21 protein-coding genes and 1 tRNA gene are annotated in these 22,309 nt (G+C 68.5%); 10 read left to right on the top strand and 12 right to left on the bottom strand.

What is annotated here, in order from left to right; translation table 11 throughout:
* The 3 genes from AC3EO7_RS13335 to AC3EO7_RS13325 form a co-directional block, all read right to left on the bottom strand.
* Positions 1 to 74 (bottom strand) — tRNA-Pro (locus AC3EO7_RS13335).
* Between the two features lie 60 nt (positions 75 to 134).
* Positions 135 to 1,361, bottom strand: coding sequence for a DUF8017 domain-containing protein (locus AC3EO7_RS13330; protein ID WP_431966742.1), 1,227 nt, complete (start codon positions 1,359 to 1,361; stop codon positions 135 to 137).
* A gap of 145 nt (positions 1,362 to 1,506) precedes the next feature.
* Complete coding sequence (locus AC3EO7_RS13325; protein WP_431966744.1) at positions 1,507 to 2,469, bottom strand: metallophosphoesterase; 963 nt, start codon at positions 2,467 to 2,469, stop codon at positions 1,507 to 1,509.
* A gap of 189 nt (positions 2,470 to 2,658) precedes the next feature.
* On the opposite strand from AC3EO7_RS13325, the gene AC3EO7_RS13320 reads away from it, so the two are divergent.
* Positions 2,659 to 3,123, top strand: a complete 465-nt coding sequence (locus AC3EO7_RS13320) for a GatB/YqeY domain-containing protein (protein WP_068063102.1) — start codon at positions 2,659 to 2,661, stop codon at positions 3,121 to 3,123.
* Between the two features lie 75 nt (positions 3,124 to 3,198).
* On the opposite strand, the gene AC3EO7_RS13315 is transcribed toward AC3EO7_RS13320, so the two are convergent.
* Positions 3,199 to 5,553, bottom strand: coding sequence for a penicillin-binding protein (locus AC3EO7_RS13315; RefSeq protein WP_431966803.1), 2,355 nt, complete (start codon positions 5,551 to 5,553; stop codon positions 3,199 to 3,201).
* Positions 5,554 to 5,930: 377 nt separating this feature from the next.
* On the opposite strand from AC3EO7_RS13315, the gene AC3EO7_RS13310 reads away from it, so the two are divergent.
* Positions 5,931 to 6,254, top strand: coding sequence for a WhiB family transcriptional regulator (locus AC3EO7_RS13310; protein ID WP_011206869.1), 324 nt, complete (start codon positions 5,931 to 5,933; stop codon positions 6,252 to 6,254).
* A 113-nt stretch (positions 6,255 to 6,367) separates the two neighbouring features.
* Here the strand turns inward: AC3EO7_RS13310 and bagB are convergent, their stop codons facing one another.
* The gene (gene bagB, locus AC3EO7_RS13305) at positions 6,368 to 7,480 is read right to left on the bottom strand and encodes an ATPase BagB (protein ID WP_431966747.1); all 1,113 of its coding nucleotides are present in this window, start codon (positions 7,478 to 7,480) and stop codon (positions 6,368 to 6,370) included.
* Positions 7,477 to 8,496 carry an ATPase BagA gene (gene bagA, locus AC3EO7_RS13300; RefSeq protein ID WP_431966805.1) on the bottom strand — a complete coding sequence of 340 codons (1,020 nt, stop codon included), beginning with the start codon at positions 8,494 to 8,496 and terminating at the stop codon, positions 7,477 to 7,479. Before bagA ends, bagB begins: the two co-directional genes overlap by 4 nt.
* A 198-nt stretch (positions 8,497 to 8,694) precedes the next feature.
* Between bagA and sp36 the strand changes: the two genes are divergently transcribed.
* Genes sp36 through AC3EO7_RS13285 form a run of 3 tightly spaced genes read left to right on the top strand, consistent with a single transcriptional unit; the run spans position 8,695 to position 10,170 of the window.
* Complete coding sequence (sp36, locus tag AC3EO7_RS13295; protein ID WP_431966749.1) at positions 8,695 to 8,859, top strand: Sp36 family protein; 165 nt, start codon at positions 8,695 to 8,697, stop codon at positions 8,857 to 8,859.
* A 3-nt stretch (positions 8,860 to 8,862) separates the two neighbouring features.
* Positions 8,863 to 9,336 (top strand): RidA family protein, encoded by a 474-nt coding sequence (locus tag AC3EO7_RS13290; protein WP_431966751.1) that lies wholly within the window; start codon positions 8,863 to 8,865, stop codon positions 9,334 to 9,336.
* Positions 9,337 to 9,378: 42 nt separating this feature from the next.
* A complete protein-coding gene (locus tag AC3EO7_RS13285) occupies positions 9,379 to 10,170 on the top strand; it encodes an MBL fold metallo-hydrolase (RefSeq protein ID WP_435591310.1) in 792 nt (263 codons plus the stop codon).
* A 75-nt stretch (positions 10,171 to 10,245) separates the two neighbouring features.
* Here the strand turns inward: AC3EO7_RS13285 and AC3EO7_RS13280 are convergent, their stop codons facing one another.
* Both AC3EO7_RS13280 and AC3EO7_RS13275 read right to left on the bottom strand, forming a co-directional pair.
* Complete coding sequence (locus AC3EO7_RS13280; protein WP_011206875.1) at positions 10,246 to 10,920, bottom strand: Crp/Fnr family transcriptional regulator; 675 nt, start codon at positions 10,918 to 10,920, stop codon at positions 10,246 to 10,248.
* 136 nt (positions 10,921 to 11,056) lie between these two features.
* Positions 11,057 to 11,299 (bottom strand): hypothetical protein, encoded by a 243-nt coding sequence (locus tag AC3EO7_RS13275; protein WP_431966755.1) that lies wholly within the window; start codon positions 11,297 to 11,299, stop codon positions 11,057 to 11,059.
* Between the two features lie 244 nt (positions 11,300 to 11,543).
* Here AC3EO7_RS13275 and nth point away from each other — a divergent pair, with 244 nt between their 5' ends.
* The 4 genes from nth to AC3EO7_RS13255 all read left to right on the top strand — a co-directional run bounded on the left by nth (position 11,544) and on the right by AC3EO7_RS13255 (position 14,946).
* Positions 11,544 to 12,224, top strand: coding sequence for an endonuclease III (nth, locus tag AC3EO7_RS13270; protein WP_435591309.1), 681 nt, complete (start codon positions 11,544 to 11,546; stop codon positions 12,222 to 12,224).
* A gap of 65 nt (positions 12,225 to 12,289) precedes the next feature.
* Complete coding sequence (locus AC3EO7_RS13265) at positions 12,290 to 12,901, top strand: TlpA family protein disulfide reductase (RefSeq protein ID WP_431966759.1); 612 nt, start codon at positions 12,290 to 12,292, stop codon at positions 12,899 to 12,901.
* 135 nt (positions 12,902 to 13,036) lie between these two features.
* Entirely contained in the window at positions 13,037 to 13,756 is a 720-nt protein-coding gene (locus AC3EO7_RS13260; RefSeq protein WP_431966761.1) for an NUDIX hydrolase, read from the top strand.
* A complete protein-coding gene (locus tag AC3EO7_RS13255; protein WP_431966763.1) occupies positions 13,753 to 14,946 on the top strand; it encodes a MarP family serine protease in 1,194 nt (397 codons plus the stop codon). Before AC3EO7_RS13260 ends, AC3EO7_RS13255 begins: the two co-directional genes overlap by 4 nt.
* Before the next feature lie 179 nt (positions 14,947 to 15,125).
* Here the strand turns inward: AC3EO7_RS13255 and AC3EO7_RS13250 are convergent, their stop codons facing one another.
* The 4 genes from AC3EO7_RS13250 to AC3EO7_RS13235 form a co-directional block, all read right to left on the bottom strand.
* Positions 15,126 to 16,061 carry an alpha/beta fold hydrolase gene (locus AC3EO7_RS13250; RefSeq protein ID WP_431966765.1) on the bottom strand — a complete coding sequence of 312 codons (936 nt, stop codon included), beginning with the start codon at positions 16,059 to 16,061 and terminating at the stop codon, positions 15,126 to 15,128.
* A 52-nt stretch (positions 16,062 to 16,113) separates the two neighbouring features.
* Complete coding sequence (locus AC3EO7_RS13245) at positions 16,114 to 16,617, bottom strand: phage holin family protein (RefSeq protein ID WP_431966767.1); 504 nt, start codon at positions 16,615 to 16,617, stop codon at positions 16,114 to 16,116.
* Positions 16,618 to 16,894: 277 nt separating this feature from the next.
* Complete coding sequence (gene nhaA / locus AC3EO7_RS13240) at positions 16,895 to 18,109, bottom strand: Na+/H+ antiporter NhaA (RefSeq protein ID WP_435591322.1); 1,215 nt, start codon at positions 18,107 to 18,109, stop codon at positions 16,895 to 16,897.
* Between the two features lie 245 nt (positions 18,110 to 18,354).
* The gene (locus AC3EO7_RS13235) at positions 18,355 to 20,385 is read right to left on the bottom strand and encodes an acetate--CoA ligase (protein WP_435591308.1); all 2,031 of its coding nucleotides are present in this window, start codon (positions 20,383 to 20,385) and stop codon (positions 18,355 to 18,357) included.
* Positions 20,386 to 20,627: 242 nt separating this feature from the next.
* Between AC3EO7_RS13235 and AC3EO7_RS13230 the strand changes: the two genes are divergently transcribed.
* Positions 20,628 to 22,289, top strand: coding sequence for a peptide ABC transporter substrate-binding protein (locus tag AC3EO7_RS13230; RefSeq protein WP_435591307.1), 1,662 nt, complete (start codon positions 20,628 to 20,630; stop codon positions 22,287 to 22,289).
* The last annotated feature ends 20 nt before the right edge of the window (positions 22,290 to 22,309 follow it).

The following is a 22,309-nucleotide window of genomic DNA, read 5'->3' as shown; positions in this document are numbered from 1 at the left end:
TCGGGGTGACAGGATTTGAACCTGCGACCTCTTCGTCCCGAACGAAGCGCGCTACCAAGCTGCGCCACACCCCGTGAAGCGAACCTGGAGTAGCTTACAACAGGGAAGGTCCAGACGTTAAACCCGCAGGTCAATCAGCTTTCATGAGAGCGGACACTGCGGAAGATCCGCTTCGCGGCCTCCGGGTCGACCGCATTCGGGACGCCGGTGTCGGCGGCGATCACCATGACGAAGCTGCCGATGTCGGCGGAGGTGGCGAAGGTGTACACCGAGTACTCGGTGGCGCAGCCCGGCTTGGCGTCGGTGATGGCGCCCCTGGTCTCCACGAACGTGCCGTGCTGGGCGCCGTCGAGGGATTCCAGCGGCTGTGGGGCGCCGGGAACGCCGCCGCCGGGCGCGTTGGAGTAGGCGATCTTCGCGGTCTTGGTGCCGAGTTCGGTTGCGGCGCTCGCGGTATCGGTGTTGTCCGAGCCGGTGACGAACGCCACGGTGCGCGTCGATCCGGGGCAGTAGTCCTTGCCCTCGGTGGCGTACCCCTTGCCGCCGACGGCGTTGGGCGGCTTGCCGAAGCCGCCGGAGGCTCCGGGATCGCCGATGTGCCAGTCGGCGGGCACGTCGTACGCCGCGCCGCTGTCGGGCACGACGACCACCTGGTACCCCGGCACCACGGGCGGCCCCGCCTGCGCCGCAGGCCGCCGCGCGGGAGCTCTGGTCCCGGCCGAGGTGGTCAACGCGCTCACCATCGAGGGCGTCCCTTCCGCACTGGCCTCGTCCGTGCCACCCGCGACCACCACGGCCACCGCGCCCGCGACCAATACCGTCGCCGCGACTCCGATGCCGATCCACGCCCGCCCGCCTGCCGCGCGGGGCGGGTCCATCAGTCGCGGTTCGGTCCAGAAGTCCCCGGGTGAGCTACCGGCCGCCCGCATCGGCTCCGGCCACCTGTTGGGCGCGCCGTCGCTCTGATCGGCCGCGGCGGCCTCACCGAAATGCTGGGTGCCGCGCCCGGTCAGGTCGAGCGGGGCGTGTGAGCCAGCTCCGTAGCCGAGTTGTGTCGTGCCTGTGGCGGACTGTGTCGTGCCCGTAGCGATCTGTGTTGCGGCCTGCGTCGTGCCCGTAGCGAACTGCGGAACCGCAGCGACTTCACCTCGGGCGTAAGGACTTTGCTGCCCCGCAATGGCGGCGTGCTGAACCGGATACGCCGATCCGGTCATGGGCTGGTCGGGCGAAAGCTGCGCGGCGGCTGCAAGATTCGGTGCGGCCGTGCCGCCGAACTCCGGAGCGGCGGCGGCACGCACCGATGCGCCGGACATGCCGTTGGCGGCAGGTTCGGCGCGCGGTTCGTCGAATCCTCTGCTCAAAGTCGTCCCCTAGTCGACCGATTCAAGTTTCGGCACGCGACCCTACCGGGTCGGCGATGCACCGTCCGCGCCCGGTCAGGGCGGACAAGCCTTGCGCCGGTTGGCGTGTCGAGCTAGGGGAGTGCCGAGGCCGCGATCACGGCGCTCAGCGAGCGACGGTCTCCGAGGTCGAAAGCCCGTGGTTGTTCTCGGCGGCCGGACGCTTCGGGGGCGCGGCGACGAGAGTCAGCAGGGTGGCTTCGGGGCGGCAGCAGAACCGGTACGGAGCCCACGGCGAGGTGCCGATGCCTGCGGAGACATGCAGCTGGGTGTGCTCGCCCCACTTCGACGGGCCCTTCACGCGCGACTTGTCGATGCCGCAGTTGGTGACCAGCGCACCGTAGCCGGGCAGCACCAGCTGGCCGCCGTGGGTATGGCCGGCGAGCACCAGGTCGTAGCCATCGTCGGCGAAGCGGTCGAGCACCCGGGGTTCGGGCGAGTGGGTCAGGCCGATGCGCAGGTCGGCCAGCGGGTTCGGGGGGCCCGCCACCGTGTCGTACCGGTCGCGCTGCAGGTGCGGGTCGTCGACGCCGGCGGTGGCGATCCGCACGCCCGCCACCTCGAGATCGCGGCGCACGTGGGTGAGATCGAGCCAGCCGCGTTCGGTGAACGCCGCTCGCAGGTCCTTCCACGGCAGCGGCGCGCCGTAGACGCGGCGGTGGTCCTTCTTGAAGTACTTCATCGGGTTCTTCGGCACCGGCGCGAAGTAGTCGTTGCTGCCGAAAACGAAAAGGCCCGGGCGGGACAGCAATCCGCCGAGGGCCTGAACCACCGCGGGCACCGACCGCTGGTGCGAGAGGTTGTCGCCGGTGTTGACCACCAGATCGGGCTCCAGCCGATCCAGCTCGCGCAGCCACTGCTGCTTGAGCTTCTGACCGGGCATCATGTGCAGATCGCTGATGTGCAGCACACGTAGGCTCGACGCACCGGGCGGCAGCACCGGCATGGTCGCCTCGCGCAGGACGAACGCGTTGCGCTCGATCAGCGAGGCATAGCCGATTCCGGCTACCGCGGCCCCGGTGGCTCCCAGCGCGGTTCGGCGGACGGCGGCGGTCGAGATTACGGGCATTTGCCCAGCATAGGTGAGGCTGCCTCAGAACGCCGAGTGTGTTTCCGCACAAGCCATCGCCGCGGTCGCGCCGAGCGGCGCGGAATCGTCCGAGCAGGTCCGCGAGCTGCGGTCTTCTCCTGTTCGCCGCGGCGACGCCGCGGCGAAATGTGGTGGGCCCCGCGACGGCGACCGGCTACCGTGTGCCTCATGTCGGAACTCAAAGATCGGCTGCGGACGGACATGACCGCCGCGATGAAAGCCAAGGACACGCTGCGCCTCGCCACGTTGCGCATGCTGCTGGCCGCGATCCAGAACGCCGAGGTCGCAGGCGCGGAGGCGCGTGAACTCTCCGACGCCGACGTGATCGCGGTGCTGCAGAAGGAGGCGAAGAAGCGCAACGAGTCGGCCGAGGTCTACACCCAGGCCGGTCGCGGCGAGCTCGCCGCCAACGAACACGCCGAGGCCAGGATCATCGACGAGTACCTGCCGACCCAGCTGACCGAGGCCGAGATCGCCGACCTCGCGGACACCGCCATCGCGCAGGTCGCCGAGGAGCTGGGCGAGCGCCCCGGCATGCGCCAGATGGGCCAGGTCATGAAGATCGCCACCGCCCTCGCCGAGGGCAAGGCCGACGGCTCGCGCATCTCCGCGGCTGTGAAAGCCCGGCTCTGAACTCTGCCCGAAACCAGAACCGCCGACCGAGCGCCGTAGCGCCGGTCGGCGGTTCTTCGTTTATTCGTTCATTCGTTACCGCGGCCACCAGGGCGGCAGCGGGAACCCGGGCGGCAGCGCCGGGGGCGGCGGCAGCGGCCCGGGTGCGGACGGCGCCGGGGCCTGGCGCTGGGTGCCGTCGCTGATGTAGATCGTGATCACCGAGCCGGGGATCGCCGACCCGTTCGGCGCGGTGTTCATGACGCTGCCCTTGGGCGGCGGGCCGGATCCGTTGACGGCCGAGACCTGGAAGCCCGCGGCGACCAGCGCGGTGGTCGCCTCAGCCTGCGACATGCCGACCACGTCGGGCACCTGCGCGTTGTTCGCGCCGCGGACGTACTTGTCGTCCAGCGGCGGCAGGCCGGGCGGCGGGAAGTTGCCGACCACCGGCTTGATCGCGCTGAACCAGGTGCGTGCGGGTTCGTTACCGCCGAACAGGTTTCCGTCGCCGCAGTTGCGCAGCGGGAACGAGCAGATCTCACCGGGGGTCGGGCTGTCGCCGTAGACGTAGACCGCGGCGGCCAGCGAGTTGGTGAAGCCGAGGAAGGCCGAGGAGCGGTGGCTTTCGGTGGTCCCCGTCTTGCCGGCCATCGGCAGGTTCCAGCCGCTCGCCTGGGCAGCGCCCGCCGCGGTGCCCGCCGTGTCGTCCTTGCTCATCGCGTTGGCCAGCGTGTTGGCCAGGCCGGGCTCGACGACCTGCTCGCAGGCCTGCTGGGTGAGCGGAACCTGCTTGCCGCTGCGGTCGACGACCTCCCTGATCGGGGAGGGCGGGCACCAGCGTCCGCCGGAGGACAGCGTCGCGGCGACGTTGGAGAGCTCGAGCGGGTTGATCGCGACCGGGCCGAGGGTGAACGAGCCGAGGTTCTGGTCCTTGATCATGTCGGCCAGGCTCTGGTTGCCGTGCCCGGAGCTGCCCGGGTTGGTGAACGAGCGCATGCCGAGCCGCACCGCCATGTCGACGGTCGGGGTGACGCCGACGGCCTGGATCAGCTTGACGAACGCGGTGTTCGGCGAGGTGGCCAGCGCCTCGGTCACCGACATCGGCGACTTGTAGCGGCCCGCGTTCTCGACGCAGTAGGTGGCGGGCGGGCAGCCCCGCGCGCCGCCGTTACCCATGCCCTTCGCGTCGAAGCGGCCAGGCACGTCGAGCTGGGAGTTGATGCCCATGCCTTTCTCCATGGCCGCGGCGGTGGTGAAGACCTTGAAGACCGAGCCCGCGCCGTCACCGACCATCGAGAACGGCTGCGGTTGCACCGTCTCGTTGACGTCGCGGTTGAGGCCGTAGGTGCGGCTGCTGGCCATGGCGACCACGTCGTGCGAGTCCTGGCCCGGCGCGACCACCGACATCACCTCGGCGATGTCGTCGAGGTTCGGATTGGCCGCCTCGCTGACCGCGCGCTTGACGGAGTCCTGCACGGCCGGATCGAGGGTGGTCTTGATCAGGTAGCCGCCCTTGTCGATCTGCTCGCGGCTGATGCCCGATTCGGCCAGGTACTGCAGCGCGTAGTCGCAGAAGAAGCCGCGATCCTGAGCGGCGATGCAGCCGCGCGGCAGGCCCTTGGGCTCGGGCAGCACGCCCAGCGGCTCCGACTTGAACTTGCGGAACTCCTCGGCGCGGGCCGGGATGTTCTGGATCATCGTGTCCAGCACGGTGTTCCGGCGGGCCAGCACGCCCTGGACGTTGGTGTAGGGGTTCAGCTTGGAGCTGGACTGCACCATGCCCGCGAGCATCGCCGCCTGCGGGACGTTCAGGTCGGCGGCGTCGACGCCGAAGTAGGTCTGCGCCGCGTCCTGGATGCCATAGGACGAATTGCCGAAGGGCACGAGGTTCAGGTACCTGGTGAGGATCTCGTCCTTGGTGAGTTCCTTGTCCAGGGTCAGCGCCATGCGGATCTCGCGGATCTTGCGCGCCGGGGTGGTCTCGATCGCCGCGCGGCGTTCGGCGTCGGTCTTGGCGACCACGAGCAGCTGGAAGTTCTTCACGTACTGCTGGTCGAGGGTGGACGCGCCCTGCTGCACCTCACCGCTGGAGGTGTTGGTGAGGAACGCGCGCACCGTGCCCTGCCAGTCGACGCCGTCGTGCTCGGCGAAGCGGCGGTCCTCGATGGAGATGATCGCCAACTTCATGTTGTTGGATATCCGCTCGCTCGGCACCTCGAATCTGCGCTGCTCATAGAGCCAGGCGATGGGCGAACCGTTCTTGTCCACCATCGTCGAGACAGCGGGAACGGTGCCCTCGACGAGTTCCGCGGAGACGTTGTCCACCGCGTCGGCCGCACGGTTGGAGACGAATCCGAATCCACCGGCGAGCGGGAAGAGCAGCCCGGCGACGAGAACTGCGGCCAGCGCGCAGCTGCCCGCCAGCTTCGCGAGCGTATGTGTGATCGGCACATTCGACACGTTCCCAAGGGTACGGGGTGCCGTTCTCGCCCTCTCGGGTGTGTTTGTCGGAGCGCGAGATCCGGCGCTCTTCCCGGCTTGTTGGGCGTGTCGTTGAGGCGTGTCTGGCGTGTCGCACACGGGCGTGTCGCGAATCGACCCGACTGCCCGGTTCTCTATCACGTTTGCATGGACGGGCGTACCAAAAAATCTCGAGACGGTCTTGCGCTCGGGCCATACCTTTACCTAGATTGAGAACCCAGTGTGATGGAGCTAACACTCAAAGTGGAATGTGGTTCAGTTCGCAGCGGGGTTCGGGTTGCTGCGATCTGGCACGCGATTCTGGAGCGCCGTTGACCCGGTGTTCGGACTGCAAAGGGGCACACCAAATGCATATGACAACCCCCATCGCTCGATTGGACGTAGAGCAGGCCGAAGCGCGAATCGCCTGGGTATCCCAGGCCCGATGCAAGGAAGTAGATCCCGATCAGTTGTTCGTCCGCGGCGCGGCGCAGCGCAAAGCGGCGACGATCTGCAGGCACTGTCCGGTGCTCATGCAGTGTGGAGCCGATGCCCTCGACAATCGAGTGGAATTCGGCGTATGGGGAGGGATGACCGAACGGCAGCGGAGGGCGCTGCTGAAACAGCATCCAGAGGTGACCTCCTGGGCCGATTTCTTCCAGGCCCAGCGCCAGCATCAGGTGGCGATGTAGTCGAACGAACGAGAAACCGAGCCCGCGATTGCGGGCTCGGTTTCGTTTGAGCCTATAGCTATTCCGACTCAATACCGAACGTTATGGTCTGGTGGGCGCGGCCGGAGGAGCGCCTACGCGGAGAGAACCGTTCCGGTCAGCTGATCGCCCACTGCGCGCAGCGCCTCGAGGTCGGAGACCTCGAATGGCAGCGCGGTCACCGAGACCATCGCCACCCGCGGGTGCGCCCCGGTGAATCGGTGCAGCAGGTGCTGCTCGCGCTTGGCCGTCGCGACCCGTTCAGCGTGAATGCGCAGTACCGCGCTGGTCAGCGGGTCGGATTCGACCAGCTGGTCGGCGGCGGTGAGGGCGTGGTCGGCGGGCAGATCGCTCAGCGCCGGATGCGTCCGGTTGAGCACGAGGCCCGACAGCGGCATCTGCTCGGTGGAGAGCCGGTCGACGAAGAACGAGGCCTCGCGCAGGGCGTCCGGTTCCGCCGCGGCCACCACCAGGAAATGCGTGCCTGGCTTGGACAGCAGCGCGTAGGTGCGGTCGGCGCGGTCCTGGAAACCACCGAACAGCGATTCCAGCGACTGCAGGAAGACGGACGCATCCTTGAGCATCTGCCCGCCGATGACGGTGGACACGCCGCGCATGGCCAGGCTCATCGCGCCGGTGACGAACCGGCCGACGCCGCGGCCGGGCGCCATGATGAGCCGGATCATCTTGCCGTTCAGGAAGTTTCCGAGGCGCTTCGGCGCGTCGAGGAAGTCGAGCGCGTTGCGCGACGGCGGGGTGTCGACGATGATCAGGTCCCACTCCCGCTTGTGCGCGAGCTGACCGAGCTTCTCCATCGCCATGTACTCCTGCGTGCCACCGAAGGAGGACGCCACGGTCTGATAGATCGGGTTGGCGAAGATCTGCTCGGCCTTCTCCGCGGTGGTGTGCTCGAGCACCATGTCGTCGAACGTGCGACGCATGTTCAGCATCATCGCGTACAGCTCGCCCTTGGCCTCCGGGCCGAGCGCCACCCGCTGCGGGTAGTTGTCCAGATCCGCGATGCCGAGTGACTGGGCCAGTCGGCGCGCCGGGTCGATCGTGAGTACCACGACCTTGCGCCCGAGTTCGGCTGCGCGCAGCGCGATCGCGGCCGCCGTGGTGGTCTTGCCGACGCCGCCGGAGCCGCAGCACACCACGACCCGCGCGGTGGGATCGGCGATGATCTGCGAAATGTCGAGCGTGGTCATCGCACTCCCTGCGCGGTCAGATGTTCGGCTAGCTCGTACAGCCCGCCGAGGTCCATGCCGTCGGCCAGTGTCGGCAGGTACAGCTGCGACACGTCGACCTTGTTCAGCTCGGCCGAACTCTCGTCCTGGGCCTGCAGCCGGGCCGAATGTTCGAAGGTCTCGGTGATCAACCCCTCGAAACTGTCTTCGGACAAGGCGATTCCGGTGCGCTCGAGCCCGGCGCGGATCGCGTCGCGGTCGATGTCGCCCGCGGCGGCGCGATTGCGCACGTCGGTGGGCAGGAAGCCCTCGCCAGCGCGGTTCACGATCACGGTGCCGATGCGCAGGTCGTTGGCGGTGAGCTCGGCGACGGCGTCCGCGGTCTCCTGCACGGGCAGCGCCTCGAGCAGGGTGACCAGGTGGATCATCGTCTGATCCGAATGCAGCAGCCGGGAAACTCCTTCGGCCTGCGAGGCGATCGGCCCGCCCTTGGCGATCTCGACCATGGCGGTGGTGACGTCGAGGAAGCTGGCGATCCGGCCGGTCGGGGGCGCGTCGACCACGATCTCGTCGTAGACCCGCTTGCCCGTCTGGTCCACGCGGACCGCGCATTCCTTGATCTTGCCGGTCAGGATGACGTCGCGCAGACCCGGCGCGATCGTGGTGACGAACTCGATGGCGCCCATCCTGCGCATCGCGCGCCCCGCGAAGCCCAGGTTGTAGAACATGTCGAGGTATTCGAGGAAGGCGTGCTCGATGTCGAGCGCCAGCGCGACCACCTCGCCACCGCCGTCAGCGGTGGCGATCCTGGTCTCGGTCGGCGGCAGCGGTGGCAGATCGAACAGCTGCGCGATGGACTGTCTGCTCTCCACCTCGACCAGCAGCACCCGGCGCCCGCCCGCGGCCAGTGCCAGCGCGAGCGCGCCGGCGACCGTCGACTTGCCCGTTCCCCCTTTGCCGGAGACGTAGTGCAAGCGGGCCTTTTCCGCGCGCTTCGGCCAACCCGTTTCCAGCCCCGGCTCCGCCGAAATAGGCACTGCTGTTGGTACTCCCACGCTCGCGAGCCTATAACCCGTTATGCGATCACGCTCTAGGGATACGGTCACACTGCCGTTTTTCGGACCTTCTGTACCAGACAGTCTCGCCGGTCGCTATCATCCCCGCTCGCTGCGCGCGGTCCGCGACAAGCACGCCCGGAACGCACAGCGTTGCGAGCTCGCCCATAAACTCACAGCATGAGTGAACTGACCCTGTGGGAGTACGCGACCGTTCCGCTGCTGACGCACGCGACCAAGCAGATTCTCGACCAGTGGGGCGCCGACGGGTGGGAGCTCGTGAATGTGCTGCCCGGCCCGACCGGCGAGCAGCACGTCGCCTACCTGAAGCGTCCGAGGCAGTAGGCCATGGCGGTCGACGCGGCCACTCCGTGGCGGAAGAACCTGGAGAGGCTCGGACTGACCGTGCCCGCGGTGGCCGCGCCCGTCGCGGCCTACATTCCCGCGGTGCGCACCGGTTCGCTCGTCTACACCTCGGGGCAGCTGCCTTTCGTGAAGGGCGAGCTGTCGGCAACCGGCAAGGTCGGCGCCGAGGTGTCGCTCGAGGCGGCCGCCGAGGCGGCGCGGCTGTGCGCGCTCAACGCGCTGGCCGCGGTACACGATCTGGTCGGGCTCGACGAGGTGGTGCGGATCGTCAAGGTGGTCGGCTTCGTCGCGTCCGCGCCCGGATTCACCGATCAGCCGCTGGTGATCAACGGCGCCTCGGAGTTCCTCGGTGAGGTCTTCGGTGACGCGGGCGTGCACGCGCGTTCGGCCGTCGGCGTCTCCGAATTGCCCAAGAACACCCCGGTCGAGGTCGAACTCATCGCCGAGGTGCGTTAGACAGGTTGTCGGACAACGACTCCGAACGACCGAGGTAATGCGATGACGCTGACTCATCCCGCGTACGGGCAATTGCGCCAGGTGACGCCGACGGCGGCGGTGCTGCTCGCGGACAATCCCGGCCAGATGACCCTGGACGGCACCAACACCTGGATCCTGCGCGCGCCGGACGCCTCGGACTATGTCGTGGTCGACCCGGGGCCGAAAGACAAGAAGCACAGCGAGGCGATCGCCAGGGTCACCGCGGGCAGGATCGCGCTGACCCTGATCACGCACCGGCACCACGACCACACCGGCGGCATCGATCGGCTGGTGAAGCTGACCGGCACGCCGGTGCGTGCCGTGGACGCCGAGTTCCTGCGTGGCACGGACGCGCCGCTGGCCGACGGCGAGCTGATCGAGGCGGCCGGGCTGCGGATCGGCGTGCTGGCGACGCCGGGGCACACCGGTGATTCGGTGAGCTTCGTGCTCGACGACGCGGTGCTCACCGGCGACACCATCCTGGGCAGCGGGACCACCGTGCTGGACTCCAGCGACGGCACCCTCGCCGACTACCTCGCCTCGCTGGACCGGCTGGTCGAGGTCGGCGCGGGCAAGGCGCTGCTACCCGCGCACGGCCCGGACCACCCGGACCTGGAACCGGTCGCCCGGTACTACATCAAGCACCGGCAGGAGCGGCTCGACCAGGTGCGCGCCGCCCTGCACGAGCTGGGGCCGGGCGCGGGCGCCATGGCGGTGGTGCGCAAGGTGTACGCCGATGTGGACAAGCGGCTCTGGCCCGCCGCGCGCAGCTCGGTGCAGGCCCAGTTGGAGTACCTGCGCGCCGAGCGTTAGGTCACGGAAACACGACGGCCCGCCGGATCCAGTGGAGCGCTGGATCCGGCGGGCCGTGCCGTATTCGGGAGCGGGTCAGCGGGCGCGCCGCGCCAGCCGCTCGGAGTCGGAGATGAGCACGCTCTTGCCCTCCAGCCGCAGCCAGCCGCGGTGCGCGAAGTCGGCGAGCGCCTTGTTGACGGTCTCGCGGGACGCGCCGACGAGCTGGGCGATCTCCTCCTGGGTCAGGTCGTGGGTGACCCGGAGGGCGCCCGCTTCCTGGGTGCCGAACCGCTGCGCGAGCTGCAGCAGCGCCTTGGCAACGCGGCCGGGGACGTCGGTGAAGATCAGGTCGGCGAGGTTGTTGTTGGTACGCCGCAGACGACGGGCGAGCACGCGGAGCAGCTGCTCGGCGATCTCGGGCCGCTGGTCGATCCAGGACTTCAGGGCGTCGCGATCCATCGTGACGGCGCGGACCTCGGTGACCGTGGTAGCGGTCGAGGTGCGCGGGCCCGGGTCGAAGATCGACAGCTCGCCGAACATGTCCGACGGGCCCATGATGGTCAGCAGATTCTCCCGGCCGTCCGGGGACCGCCGCCCGATCTTCACCTTGCCCGAGGTGATGATGTACAGCCGATCGCCGGGTTCACCCTCGTTGAAAATGACATGGCCGCGCGGGAAATCGACGGGCTGCAGTTGTTTGGCGAGTGCCGCCACCGCGGTGGGCTCTACGCCTTGGAAGATGCCTGCTCTGGCGAGGGCCTCGTCCACGAATGTGCTCCTTATGGGAAATGGCTCTGGGCTGGACCGAAGCGAATCGGCCAACAGCGCAGTCTACGCGGCATCCTGGCGGCGTAGTGACAGACACCACGTAACGAGTGGATTGCGCGGCGTCCGGGGAGTGGATTCAGCTCGCTCGAGCGACGTTCAGGTCGTCGTTGCGGGAACGGCGCCTGCGCATACGGGCCACCGCAGCGGGCAGTCCGGCTTTCGTCAACTCCTTGACCTCGGCGTTGCTTGCCCTGTCCAGGTACTGCTGAACCTCCGGATCGGGTTCGAGAAGTTTGCGGAGCCGATTCTCGACCCGCTCCATCAGCAGTGCGAACAGCATCAACACCACTGGGAAGAGCACCACAGCGAGTCCTTGCATATCGAGGAGTAAACACGGTGAAGGTCTCAGATGGAACACGGCAGTGGATCTGAGCGGGCAACTTGTCGGAGCGGTTCCGTATGGTGGACGCGTGCGTGCCTCCCCGTCTGTGACCGATTCGAACGGCTCTTCCGCTGTCGACGGGGCGACCGATCCGCTACCCACCGCCGTGACCGTTCCGAAACGGAAAACCCGCACGCGACAGGCGGAAACGAAGCTGGGGTTGGTGCGAAGGGCGCGCCGCATGAACCGCACCCTCGCCGAGGCTTTTCCCGACGCGCACTGTGAGCTGGATTTCACCACTCCGCTCGAATTGGCCGTCGCGACAATCCTTTCCGCGCAGTGCACCGACGAGCGCGTGAATCTCACCACGCCCGCGGTCTTCGCGAAGTACCGAAGCGCGCGCGATTACGCCGAGGCGAACCGCGCGGAGCTGGAGGAATACATCCGGCCGACGGGGTTCTACCGGAACAAGACGAACTCGCTGATCGGGCTCGGGCAGGCGCTGGTGACCGAGCACGATGGTGAATTACCTCACACTCTCGAGGAACTGGTGAAGTTGCCCGGCATCGGGCGCAAGACTGCCAACGTCATCCTCGGCAATGCCTTCGACGTGCCCGGAATCACTGTCGACACGCACTTCGGCAGGCTCGTGCGCCGGTGGAAGTGGACCGCCGAGGAAGACCCGGTCAAGGTCGAACACGCCGTCGGCGAGCTCGTCGAGCGCAAGGAATGGACGATGCTGTCCCATCGCGTGATCTTTCACGGGCGGCGGGTCTGCCATGCCAGGAAGCCGGCGTGCGGCGCGTGCGTGCTCGCCGACGACTGCCCCTCGTTCGGCGCGGGGCCGACCGAGCCGGAGCTCGCGGCCAAGTTGGTGAAGGGTCCGGAGCGCGAACACTTGCTCGGGATGGTCGGCCTGTGAGATTGCGGGCCGCGGACGAGGCGTCGCGGGAAGAACGACCCGGCACGGCGAGATCTCATTCCGCGGTGCGCTGGGCGCTGGTCGGCCTGATCGTGGCGGTCGCCGCGGTGATCGCGCTGTGGCCGCGCGGTGGCGAGGACACCGCGTCCGATGCGGGCGCCCCGTCCGGCGCGCGTCAGGTTCCCGCGCAGCTGCGTGCGGAGGCCGGGCTCGCGCCCTGCCCGCGACCCGCGCCGGGCGCGACGGGTGCGGGTCCGCTGGCCGGCATCACGCTGACCTGCCTGGCCGACGGCGCGCCGGTCGACCTCGCCGCCGCGCTTGCGGGCAAACCCGTGCTGCTCAACCTCTGGGCCTACTGGTGCGGACCGTGCGCCGAGGAGTTGCCGTACCTGCGGCAGTTCGCGGAGCGGGCGGGTGACGACGTCACGGTGCTGACCGTGCACAGCGACCCCGACGAGGCCAAGGCGCTGCTGCGCCTGACGGGTCTGGATGTGCACCTGCCCGGCGTGCTCGACGCCGAGACCGCGGTGCGCAGCGCGGTCGGCGCACCCGCCGTGCTGCCGATTTCGGTACTGATTCGCCCGGATGGTTCGCTGGCGCAGGTTGTCGTGCGTACGTTTACCGGGGTCGACGATATTGCCGATACGGTGGCCGCGGCGCTGGGCGTACGAACGTGACGGAGCGGCGGTCATGTGCGCGGCCCGCGGAGGCGTCGTGAGAAGGTCTACACCACAAAACATCTCGCAGCGTCTGTTGCGGGCGGACGGAACGGTTGTGGAGGTGGTGGTGCGCAGGTTCACCGGGGGAGCGGCATGACGATTCCGCTCCCCACCGATATTCCGCACTGGCTGCGCCGAGCCGTCGAGCCCGGCCACGCCGAGGCGACCGACACGTTGACGATCGCGCGCGCCCTGCGCCGAGCCATGACCGTCACCGGCGAGCCGCGCCAAGCCGCGGTGCTCGTGCTGTTCAGCGGCTCGACGGAGGACGATCCGACGGCTCCGGGCGGGCTGCCCGCCGACGCCGACGTGCTGCTCACCCAGCGTGCCTCGACCCTGCGCCAGCATCGGGGCCAGGTCGCCTTCCCCGGCGGCGCGGTCGATCCCGAGGACGAGGGCCCGATCGACACCGCGCTGCGCGAGGCGTGCGAGGAGACCGGCGTGCTGCGCGATCACGTCGAACCGCTCGCGGTGCTGCCGAAGCTCTTTGTGCCGCCGTCGCGCTTCGACGTGACCCCGGTGGTGGCCTACTGGCGTACGCCGGGTGAGGTGCGGGTGGTGAACCAGAGCGAGACCGAGCGGGTGGTGCGGGTACCGCTCTCCGAGATGCTCGATCCGGCCAATCGTTTCCTCGTCCGTGGCAGCCTCGGTTATCAGAGCCCGGCCTTCCAGGTCGACGGCATGCTGGTCTGGGGGCTCACCGGCGGGATACTCGCGGGCATCTTCCAGTCCGCGGGCTGGGAACTGGAATGGGATCGCGACGATGTGCGCGACCTGGAAACCGCGCTCGCCGCAGTGGGGATGACTTTATGAGTTCCTCGGCCTGGCTCGACATCATCGTGGTGCTGCTCGCCCTGGCCGCTGCCGCGTCCGGGTGGCGGCAGGGCGCCGTGGCCTCGGCGCTGGCCTTCCTCGGCGTCGTGCTCGGCGCGGTGGCAGGCATTCTCATCGCCCCGCACATCCTGGTGCACGTGGACGAGGGGCGGACCCGGGTGCTCACCGGCGTGCTGCTGATCGTGCTGCTGGTGATCGTCGGCGAGGTCGCGGGCATGGTGCTCGGCCGCGCCGCGCGCAGCGGGATGCGGCATCCGTTCACCCGCAGCGTGGACAGCGTGGTGGGCGCGGTGTTGCAGGCGGTGGCGGTGCTGGTCACCGCCTGGCTGCTCGCGCTGCCGCTGGCGACCTCGTCCCAGCCCGCGATCGCCACCGCGATCAACGGGTCGCGGGTGCTGGCCGACGTCAACGACGTCGCGCCGAATTGGCTGCGCAAGGTCCCCAACGAATTCTCGAAGCTGCTCAACACTTCCGGGCTGCCGGACGTGATCGGCCCGTTCGGTCGCGCGCCCATCGCCGCGGTCGAGCCGCCGGATCCGAGCGTCCTCGCCAGCCCCGTCGCGGCGTCGCTTCAGCAGAGCGTGCTGCGCATTCGCGGCGTGGCGCCGAGTTGCCAGCGCGCGCTGGAGGGTTCGGGCTTCGTCATCGCGCCGGAGCGGGTCATGACCAACGCCCACGTGGTCGCGGGCACCACCAGCGTCGCGGTGGACACCGCGCGCGGCCCGCTGGACGCCACCGTCGTGCTGTTCGATCCGTCCAAGGACATCGCGGTGCTCTCGGTGCCGGGCCTGACCTCGCCGGTGGTGCCGCAGGCGCCCGCGCCCGCTCGCTCCGGCGACAGCGCGATCGTGCTCGGCTACCCGGGCGGCGGACCGTACACGGCGAGCGCGGCCCGCGTCCGCGAGACGCTCGACCTCACCGGCCCGACGATCTACCGCAACGGCACGGTCGAGCGTGAGGTCTACACCGTCCGCGGCCTGGTGCGCGCGGGCAACTCGGGCGGCCCGCTGGTGGACACCGAAGGCCAGGTGCTCGGCGTCGTGTTCGGCGCCGCGGTGACCGACGACGACACCGGGTACGTGCTCACCCTCGACGAGGTCCGCTCCGACCTCGACAAGGCGATTGGTGCGCACCTCCCGGTCGACACGGGAGCCTGCGTGCTCAGCTGAGTGCGGGCGAGACTCTCGCGCAACGGCCGTCGACCGCTCGCCGGTCGGCGGCCGTTGCGCTGGGAGCATCGAGCAGGACCGATCCGCGCTTTCGCCGGGTGGTCAGCGAGACGTTCGACAGCGTTCGAGCTGTATCACTCGGCCGGGCCGTGACCGCACAGTGCCGGCGCCGCCCGACGTCAGTCGAGGAACTTCGCCAGTTCCGCCGTCACCACGTCCGGGTTCTCCTGGTGCGCGAAGTGTCCCGCGTTCGGGACGGTGACGAGTCTGCGGTGCGGCGACCACTGCTCGCCGCCGCGGATGGTGCTCGGCAGCAGGTAGTCGTCGAACTCGCCGCGCAGCGCGAGCACGGGGATGCCGATGGGCACTCGGACGGTGGCCATGAATCGGCGGCCGTCCGGTCGCCACTGGCTGCGGAAGGCCCAGCGCTGATACTCCAGCGCACAGTGCGCGGCGCCAGGGATCTGGATGGCCGAGCGCATGCGCCGCGCCGTGTCGACGAATTCGGAGCTGCCCGACCAGGACTCGGTGACCCGCTGCCGCAGCAGCCGCTCGACCTCGTACCCGTCGCCGGTGGTCAGCCGGTGTTCCGGATAGCGGGGCAGCTGATAACGCAGGAAGTTCGGCAGCCAGGCGCGGCGCTGGCGCGAGTCGCGCAGCACAGCGCGCTTCAGCGCGCCCGGGTGCGGCGAGCCCACCAGCGCGATGGCGCGCACCAGCCGCGGGTGCAGCACCGCGGTGGCCCAGCAGACCAGTCCGCCCTCCGCGTGACCGACCAGGACGGCCTCGGTGTGGCCGAGCGCGCGAATGAGTCCGGCGATATCGCCCGCCAAAGTCCAGCCGTCGTAGCCGCGCGGGGGCTTGTCGCTGTCGCCGTAGCCGCGCAGATCCACCGCGACCGCGCGGAAACCCAGCTCGGTGAGCCCGGTCAGCTGATGCCGCCACGACCACCAGAAGTCCGCGAATCCGTGCAGCAGCACCACCAGCGGCGCCTCGGTGCGCTCGGGCGCGGCCTCGACGATGTGGAATCGAATGCCGTTGGCATGAACGTCCCGGTGCGTCCACGGACCGTCGTAACGGACGCTGGACGGATCCGGAAGGAAGTTCGACGACACGCCGACCGAGCCTAGTAGTCGGCGTGCGTCGCCGCGACCACGACCCGCACGGTCAGTTGACGCGCTTCTCCAGCGCCAGGTGCTCGTCGTGCGAGCCGCCGAACCCGCTCGGCAGCACAGAGCGGGCCTGCTTCAGCGAATCGATGGTCTTCTCGGGGGCGCGCAGCTTCTTCACCCGGCGATAGCCGAGGAACGCCAGTGCCGCGGTCGCGGCGACCATCAGCAGGAACACGATCAGGAAGGCGGCCCACCTGGCCAGCCACACGTCGAGCAGCTCGCCGAGGAAGAAGAAAAAGAAGAACGTGCTGAACAGCAGGACGGTCAGCGCGAGGATGAAGTAGACGCTGCCCTGCAGGCCCTTCTTGATCTCGCCGGTGACCTCGGCCTTGGCCAGCTCGACCTCGGCGCGCACCAGGGTCGACATCTGTTCGGCCGCGTCGCGGACCAGGGTGCCGAAACTGGCGGAACCGATCGGGTTGGCATCGGTCAGCGGAATGGAGGTGACCGTGCGCCCGCTGTGCGCGTCGTTCCCGTTACCGCCCTGGGTGAAACTCACTTGGTCGACCCTTCTCCCTGTCCCGGCACTGCTTTCAGCTCCGTTCGATGTGCGGCGCTTCCGGCGTCCACCATCGTCACGCAGGCTACCGTCTGCGGGCTCGTCGCTCATGCCTGCACCTCGCTGGCGCTCGGCCCCGGCATGCGCGAAGCGCGCTGGCACATGATTCGCTCACTGCGTTCGCTCATGCCTGCACCTCGCTGGCGCTCGGTTCCGGCATGCGCGAAGCGCGCTGGCACATGATTCGCTCACTGCGTTCGCTCATGCCGCGCCTTCCTCACTCCGGTTCCAGCGCACGAGCCTCGCGTCGCGCTTGGTGGACACGCCCACGTCGCAACAGTAGCGCCGAACCGGCGAGCGATGCCGCCATCGAGGTCACCAACACCGCGGCTTTCGCCAATTCGACGGACGAGCCGTCGCCGACGTCGGCCAGCGCGAGTTCTGCCACGAGAAGGCTAACCGTGAAGCCGATCGCGCCGAGCACCGACAGGGCGAACATGTCGCGGTATCCGAGGTTCGCGGGCTTCTTCGCGACGCCGAACCGGATTGCGACCCAGGTGATTCCGAAGATGCCGATGGTCTTGCCCAGCAGCAGGCCCAGAATGATGGCCAGCGAGAGCCGGTTGGTGAACAGCTCGCCGAAGACCTTGCCGTCCAGTGGCACTCCGGAGGCGAACAACGCGAACAGCGGCACGCACAGCCCGGCCGAGATCGGCTGGAACCGATGCTCCCACCGGGTCGCGGGCGCCTCGTCCTCGTCGGGATCCGTGCGCACCCTGGTGAGCAGGCCGAGCGCGACACCCGCGAGCGTCGGATGGATGCCCGCCTCGTGCAGCGCGTACCAGGAGACCAGCGCCAGCGGCACATACACCACCGGCGAGGTGATCCTGCGGTGCTGGGCCAGCGCCCACGCCGCGAAACAGGCCGCGCCGGCGAGCAGCCACAGCAGTGAGAGCGCGGTGGTGAACAGCACCGCGATCAGGATGATGGCCAGCAGATCGTCCACCACGGCCAGGCTGAGCAGGAACACCCGCGCGCCCGCCGGGATGCGCGAACCGGTCATGGCGAGCACGGCCAGCGCGAACGCGATGTCGGTGGCCACCGGGATGGCCCAGCCGCGGTCCATGCCCTCGATGCCGTAGCCGACGACCGCCGCGATCAGCGCGGGCGTGACCACGCCGCCGACAGCGGCGATGATCGGCAGCGCGGCGCGTTTGCGGTCGGCGAGCTCACCGACCACGAGTTCGCGTTTGAGCTCGAGCCCGGCGACGAAGAAGAAGACCGCGAGCAGACCGTCCGCGGTCCAATCGGCAAGCGTCAGTTCCAGATGCAGCGGCTTTATCGCCAGCACCGTCTCGGTCATCGTGAGGTAGCTGTCGCCCCACGGCGAGTTCACCCACAGCAACGCGATCGCAGCGGCGATGAGAAGCAGTGCGCCACCCACGGTTTCGGTTCGCAGATACCGGGTCAGCTCGGAGCGCACCTGAGTGATCACGAAGTACCTTTCGGCCGGCGGGCAACAAGCGGACTCGCGGCCCCGCCCTTCGGACTCGGACCACCTGCCCGCACGCCGACCAGACTTCCCGGCACACCTTACGCAATTCTAACGGGTAGGGCCGGTGACAAGATCGGTCACCGGCCCTACCCTGCACGCGGCATGCTTCCGCGCAGAGGTTCCACCCGCTGCGCAGCGCATAGAACCTCTGCGAGGCGTCCGGGGCCTCTGCGAGAAGCCCGTCAGGCGCGGCTGGCTCGGATGGCCTCGAAGACGTTCGGGTCGACGAGGGTGGAGGTGTCGCCGAGTTCGCGGCCTTCGGCGACGTCGCGGAGCAGGCGGCGCATGATTTTGCCGCTGCGGGTTTTGGGGAGTTCGGGGACGACGTGGATTTCGCGTGGTTTGGCGATGGGGCTGATTTCGCGGGCGACTTCGGCCTTCAGTTCATCGATGAGGGCGTCGCCGGTGTCCTCGGTTTCGGCGGTGAGGATGACGAAGGCGACGATGCCTTGGCCGGTGGTGGTGTCGCTGGCGCCGACGACAGCGGCTTCGGCGACGCCGGAGTGTCCGACGAGGGCGGATTCGACTTCGGCGGTGGAGATGCGGTGGCCGGAGACGTTCATGACGTCGTCGACCCGGCCGAGCACCCACAGGTCGCCGTCGGCGTCGAGCTTGGCGCCATCACCGGCGAAGTACCAGCCCTGTTCGGCATAGCGCTCCCAGTAGGTGGCCTTGTACCGCTCCATGTCGCCCCAGATGCCGCGCAGCATGGACGGCCACGGCTGGTCGAGCACCAGGTAGCCGTTGGCCTCGGTCTCCCCGCGCTGCACGGGCTTGCCCTCTTCGTCGACGACCTGCGCGGAGATGCCGGGCAGCGCTGTCATCGCGGCGCCGGGCTTGGCGGCGGTGACGCCGGGCAGCGGGGAGATCATGATCGCGCCGGTCTCGGTCTGCCACCAGGTGTCCACGATGGGTGTGGCGTTCGCGCCGACGACCTCGCGGTACCAGCGCCACGCCTCCGGGTTGATCGGCTCACCGACCGAGCCGAGCAGCCGGATGCTGGACAGATCGTGCGCCGCGGGGATCTCGCGGCCCCACTTCATGAAAGTGCGCACGAGTGTGGGCGCGGTGTAATAGATGGTGACGCCGTACTTTTCGATGATCTCGAAGTGCCGGTGTTCGGTGGGCGAGTTGGGGGTGCCTTCGTAGACGACTTGGGTGGTGCGGTTGGACAGGGGTCCGTAGACGATGTAGCTGTGGCCGGTGACCCAGCCGATGTCGGCGGTGCACCAGTAGACGTCTTGTCCGGGTTTGTGGTCGAAGACGTTGTGGTGGGTGTAGGAGGCTTGGGTGAGGTAGCCGCCGGAGGTGTGCAGGATGCCTTTGGGTTTTCCGGTGGTGCCGGAGGTGTAGAGGATGAACAGGGGGTGCTCGGCGTCGAAGGGCTGCGCCTCGTGCTCGGTCGGCGACTGTGCGACGGTCTCGTGCCACCAGAGGTCACGACCTTCGGTCCAGGGCACCTCGACGTTCGTCCGCCGCACCACCAACACGTGCTCCACGCTGTGTTCATCTCCGCCCGATCGGGGGCCCTCCGTGGTTACGCGGGCTTCCTCCTCCGGGCCCTGACCGCTCGGGCGGGGCGGCACATCGCCGTGGGCGTAGAGCGCCTCGTCCACGGCCTCCTTGAGCGGCGCGGACTTGCCACGGCGCCATTGCCCGTCGGTGGTGATGACGAGGCGGGCGCGCGCGTCGTCCACGCGCTGGCGCAAGGCGGTGGGGGAGAAGCCCGCGAACACCACCGAGTGGGTGAGTCCGAGCCGCGCGCAGGCGAGTATCGAGACGATGGCCTCGGGCACCATCGGCATGTAGATGGCCACCCGGTCGCCTGCCTCGAGCCCGAGCTCGGTCAGGTAGTTGGCGGCCTGCGACACCTCGTCGAGCAGCTGCCGGTAGGTGATGTCGCGGGAATCGCCCGGTTCGCCTTCCCAGTGGATGGCGACCTGGTCGCCGTGCCCGTCGAGGACGTGGCGGTCCACGCAGTTGTAGGCGACGTTGAGCTTGCCCTCGACGAACCACTTGGCGACGGGCGCGTCGCTCCAGTCCAGCACCTGGTTCCACTTCTGGTGCCAGTGCAGCCGCTCGGCCTGCTCGGCCCAGAAAGCGTCGCGATCGTCGGCGGCCGCCCGATACAGCGCGGCGTCGGCGTTCGCCGCGGCGGCGAACTCCGCGCTGGGCGGATACGAGTCCCGGTGGTCGGCGGTGGTTTCGGTCATCACGTCTCTTCTTTCGCGTCGGCTCTGCCCGAACTCGACACTAGCCAACTGTGACCCACGCCGCGCCGACGAGTACGCGCCGGATCGCGCCGCCCCGGTGGCATAGTTGCGGTGTTTCGCGGGTGTTGCCGCATTGGTAACAAGTGAAACGAACATAGGGCGATCCGATGACAAGGTCCCTTGCCGATGGCTAACGTCCCTGACATCCGAGGCGGGACATAGGGCACGCGCTGGAGAGGATCATGGGGCGCGGGCCGTGCAGCCGCCTTCGACCTTCTCGAAATCGGGAGTACGCGTTGCGATTCCACAGAGTTACCGCGCTCGCCGCGGGCGTCCTGCTGGCCACGAGCCTAGGACTGTCCGCATGTTCCTCCGACGACGGCGCCGACGCCGACATCGTCACTGTCAACGGCGCTGAACCGCAGAACCCGCTGGTGCCGACCAATACCAACGAAAACATGGGCGGCCGCGTCGTCGACCGGCTGTACGCCGGGCTGAAGTACTACGACGCCGACGGCACAGCGCACGACGAGATGGCGCAGTCGATCGAGACCAGCGATCGGAAGAACTATCGGATCACCATCGAGCCGGATTGGAAGTTCACCGACGGCACGGCGGTGACAGCCAAGTCGTTCGTCGACGCGTGGAACTACGGCGCGCTCGGCACCAACGCGCAGCTGCAGAGCTACGTGTTCTCGCCGATTCTCGGCTTCGACGAGGTGTCGGCGGAAAAGCCCACCGCCCAGACGATGTCGGGCCTGAAGGTGGTCGACGATCGCACCTTCACCGTCGAGCTGAAGGCGCCTTCCATCGATTTCGAGAGCGAACTCGGCTACGCGCCTTTCTATCCGCTGCCCGAGGCGGCGTTCGCGGACATGAAGGCGTTCGGGCAGAACCCGATCGGCAACGGACCGTACAAGTTCGCCGACGCGGGCGCATGGGAGCACAACGTCAAGATCGATCTGGTGCCCAATCCGGACTATCGGGGCGGCCGTCCGGCCAAGAACAAGGGCCTGCGGTTCGTCATGTACCAGTCCTTCGACACCGCGTACGCCGATCTCCAGTCCGGCAATCTCGACGCACTCGACACCATTCCGTCCAGCGCGCTCTCGGTGTACAAGCAGGAGCTCGGCGATTGCGCGATCGCCAAGCCGGTCGCGCAGAACCAGCACATCGGCGTCCAGTCCAACGTCCCGCACTTCGCGGGCGAGGAGGGACTGCTGCGCCGCCGCGCCCTCTCGATGGCGATCAACCGGGAGCAGATCTGCGAGAAGATCTTTCACGGCACCCGCATCCCGGCGCGCGACTTCACCGCGAGCACGCTGCCCGGCTTCGACGGCAACCTGCCCGGTTCGGAGGTGCTGAAGTACAACCCCGAGGAGGCCAAGCGGTTGTGGGCGCGGGCCGACGCCATTTCGCCGTGGTCGGGGCGCTACGAGGTCGCCTACAACTCCGACGGCGGCCATCAGGCATGGGTGGAGGCGGTGGCCAACAGCGTCAAGAACACCCTCGGCATCGACGCCATCGCGGTGCCGTACCCGACCTTCAAGAACATCCGCGACGAGGTGAACGCCGAAACCATCCGCAAGTCCTTCCGTTACGGCTGGCAGGGCGACTATCCGACGATGCTGCAGTTCCTCACCTCGCAGTACTACAGCTACTCCGAGACCAACAACGTCAACTACGACAACCCCGAATTCGACCGGCTGCTCGACGCCGCGCTCGCCGCGCCGACCCAGGAGGAGTCCTACCGGATCATCGCCCAGGCGCAGGCCCTGCTGATCAGGGACATGGCCGACATCCCGGTGCTGGACTACGTGGCGGCGGCGGGCCATTCGGATCGGGTCCGCAACGCCCACCTGGCCTGGAACGGCCTGTTCGATTTCGAGGGCATCGAGAAGTAGACGCCCGGGGAGCCGGGCCG

It is taken from the genome of Nocardia sp. bgisy118, assembly GCF_057708605.1.
Note: the sequence above shows the minus strand (reverse complement) of the source record. Positions and strands in the feature narration are given on the sequence as shown.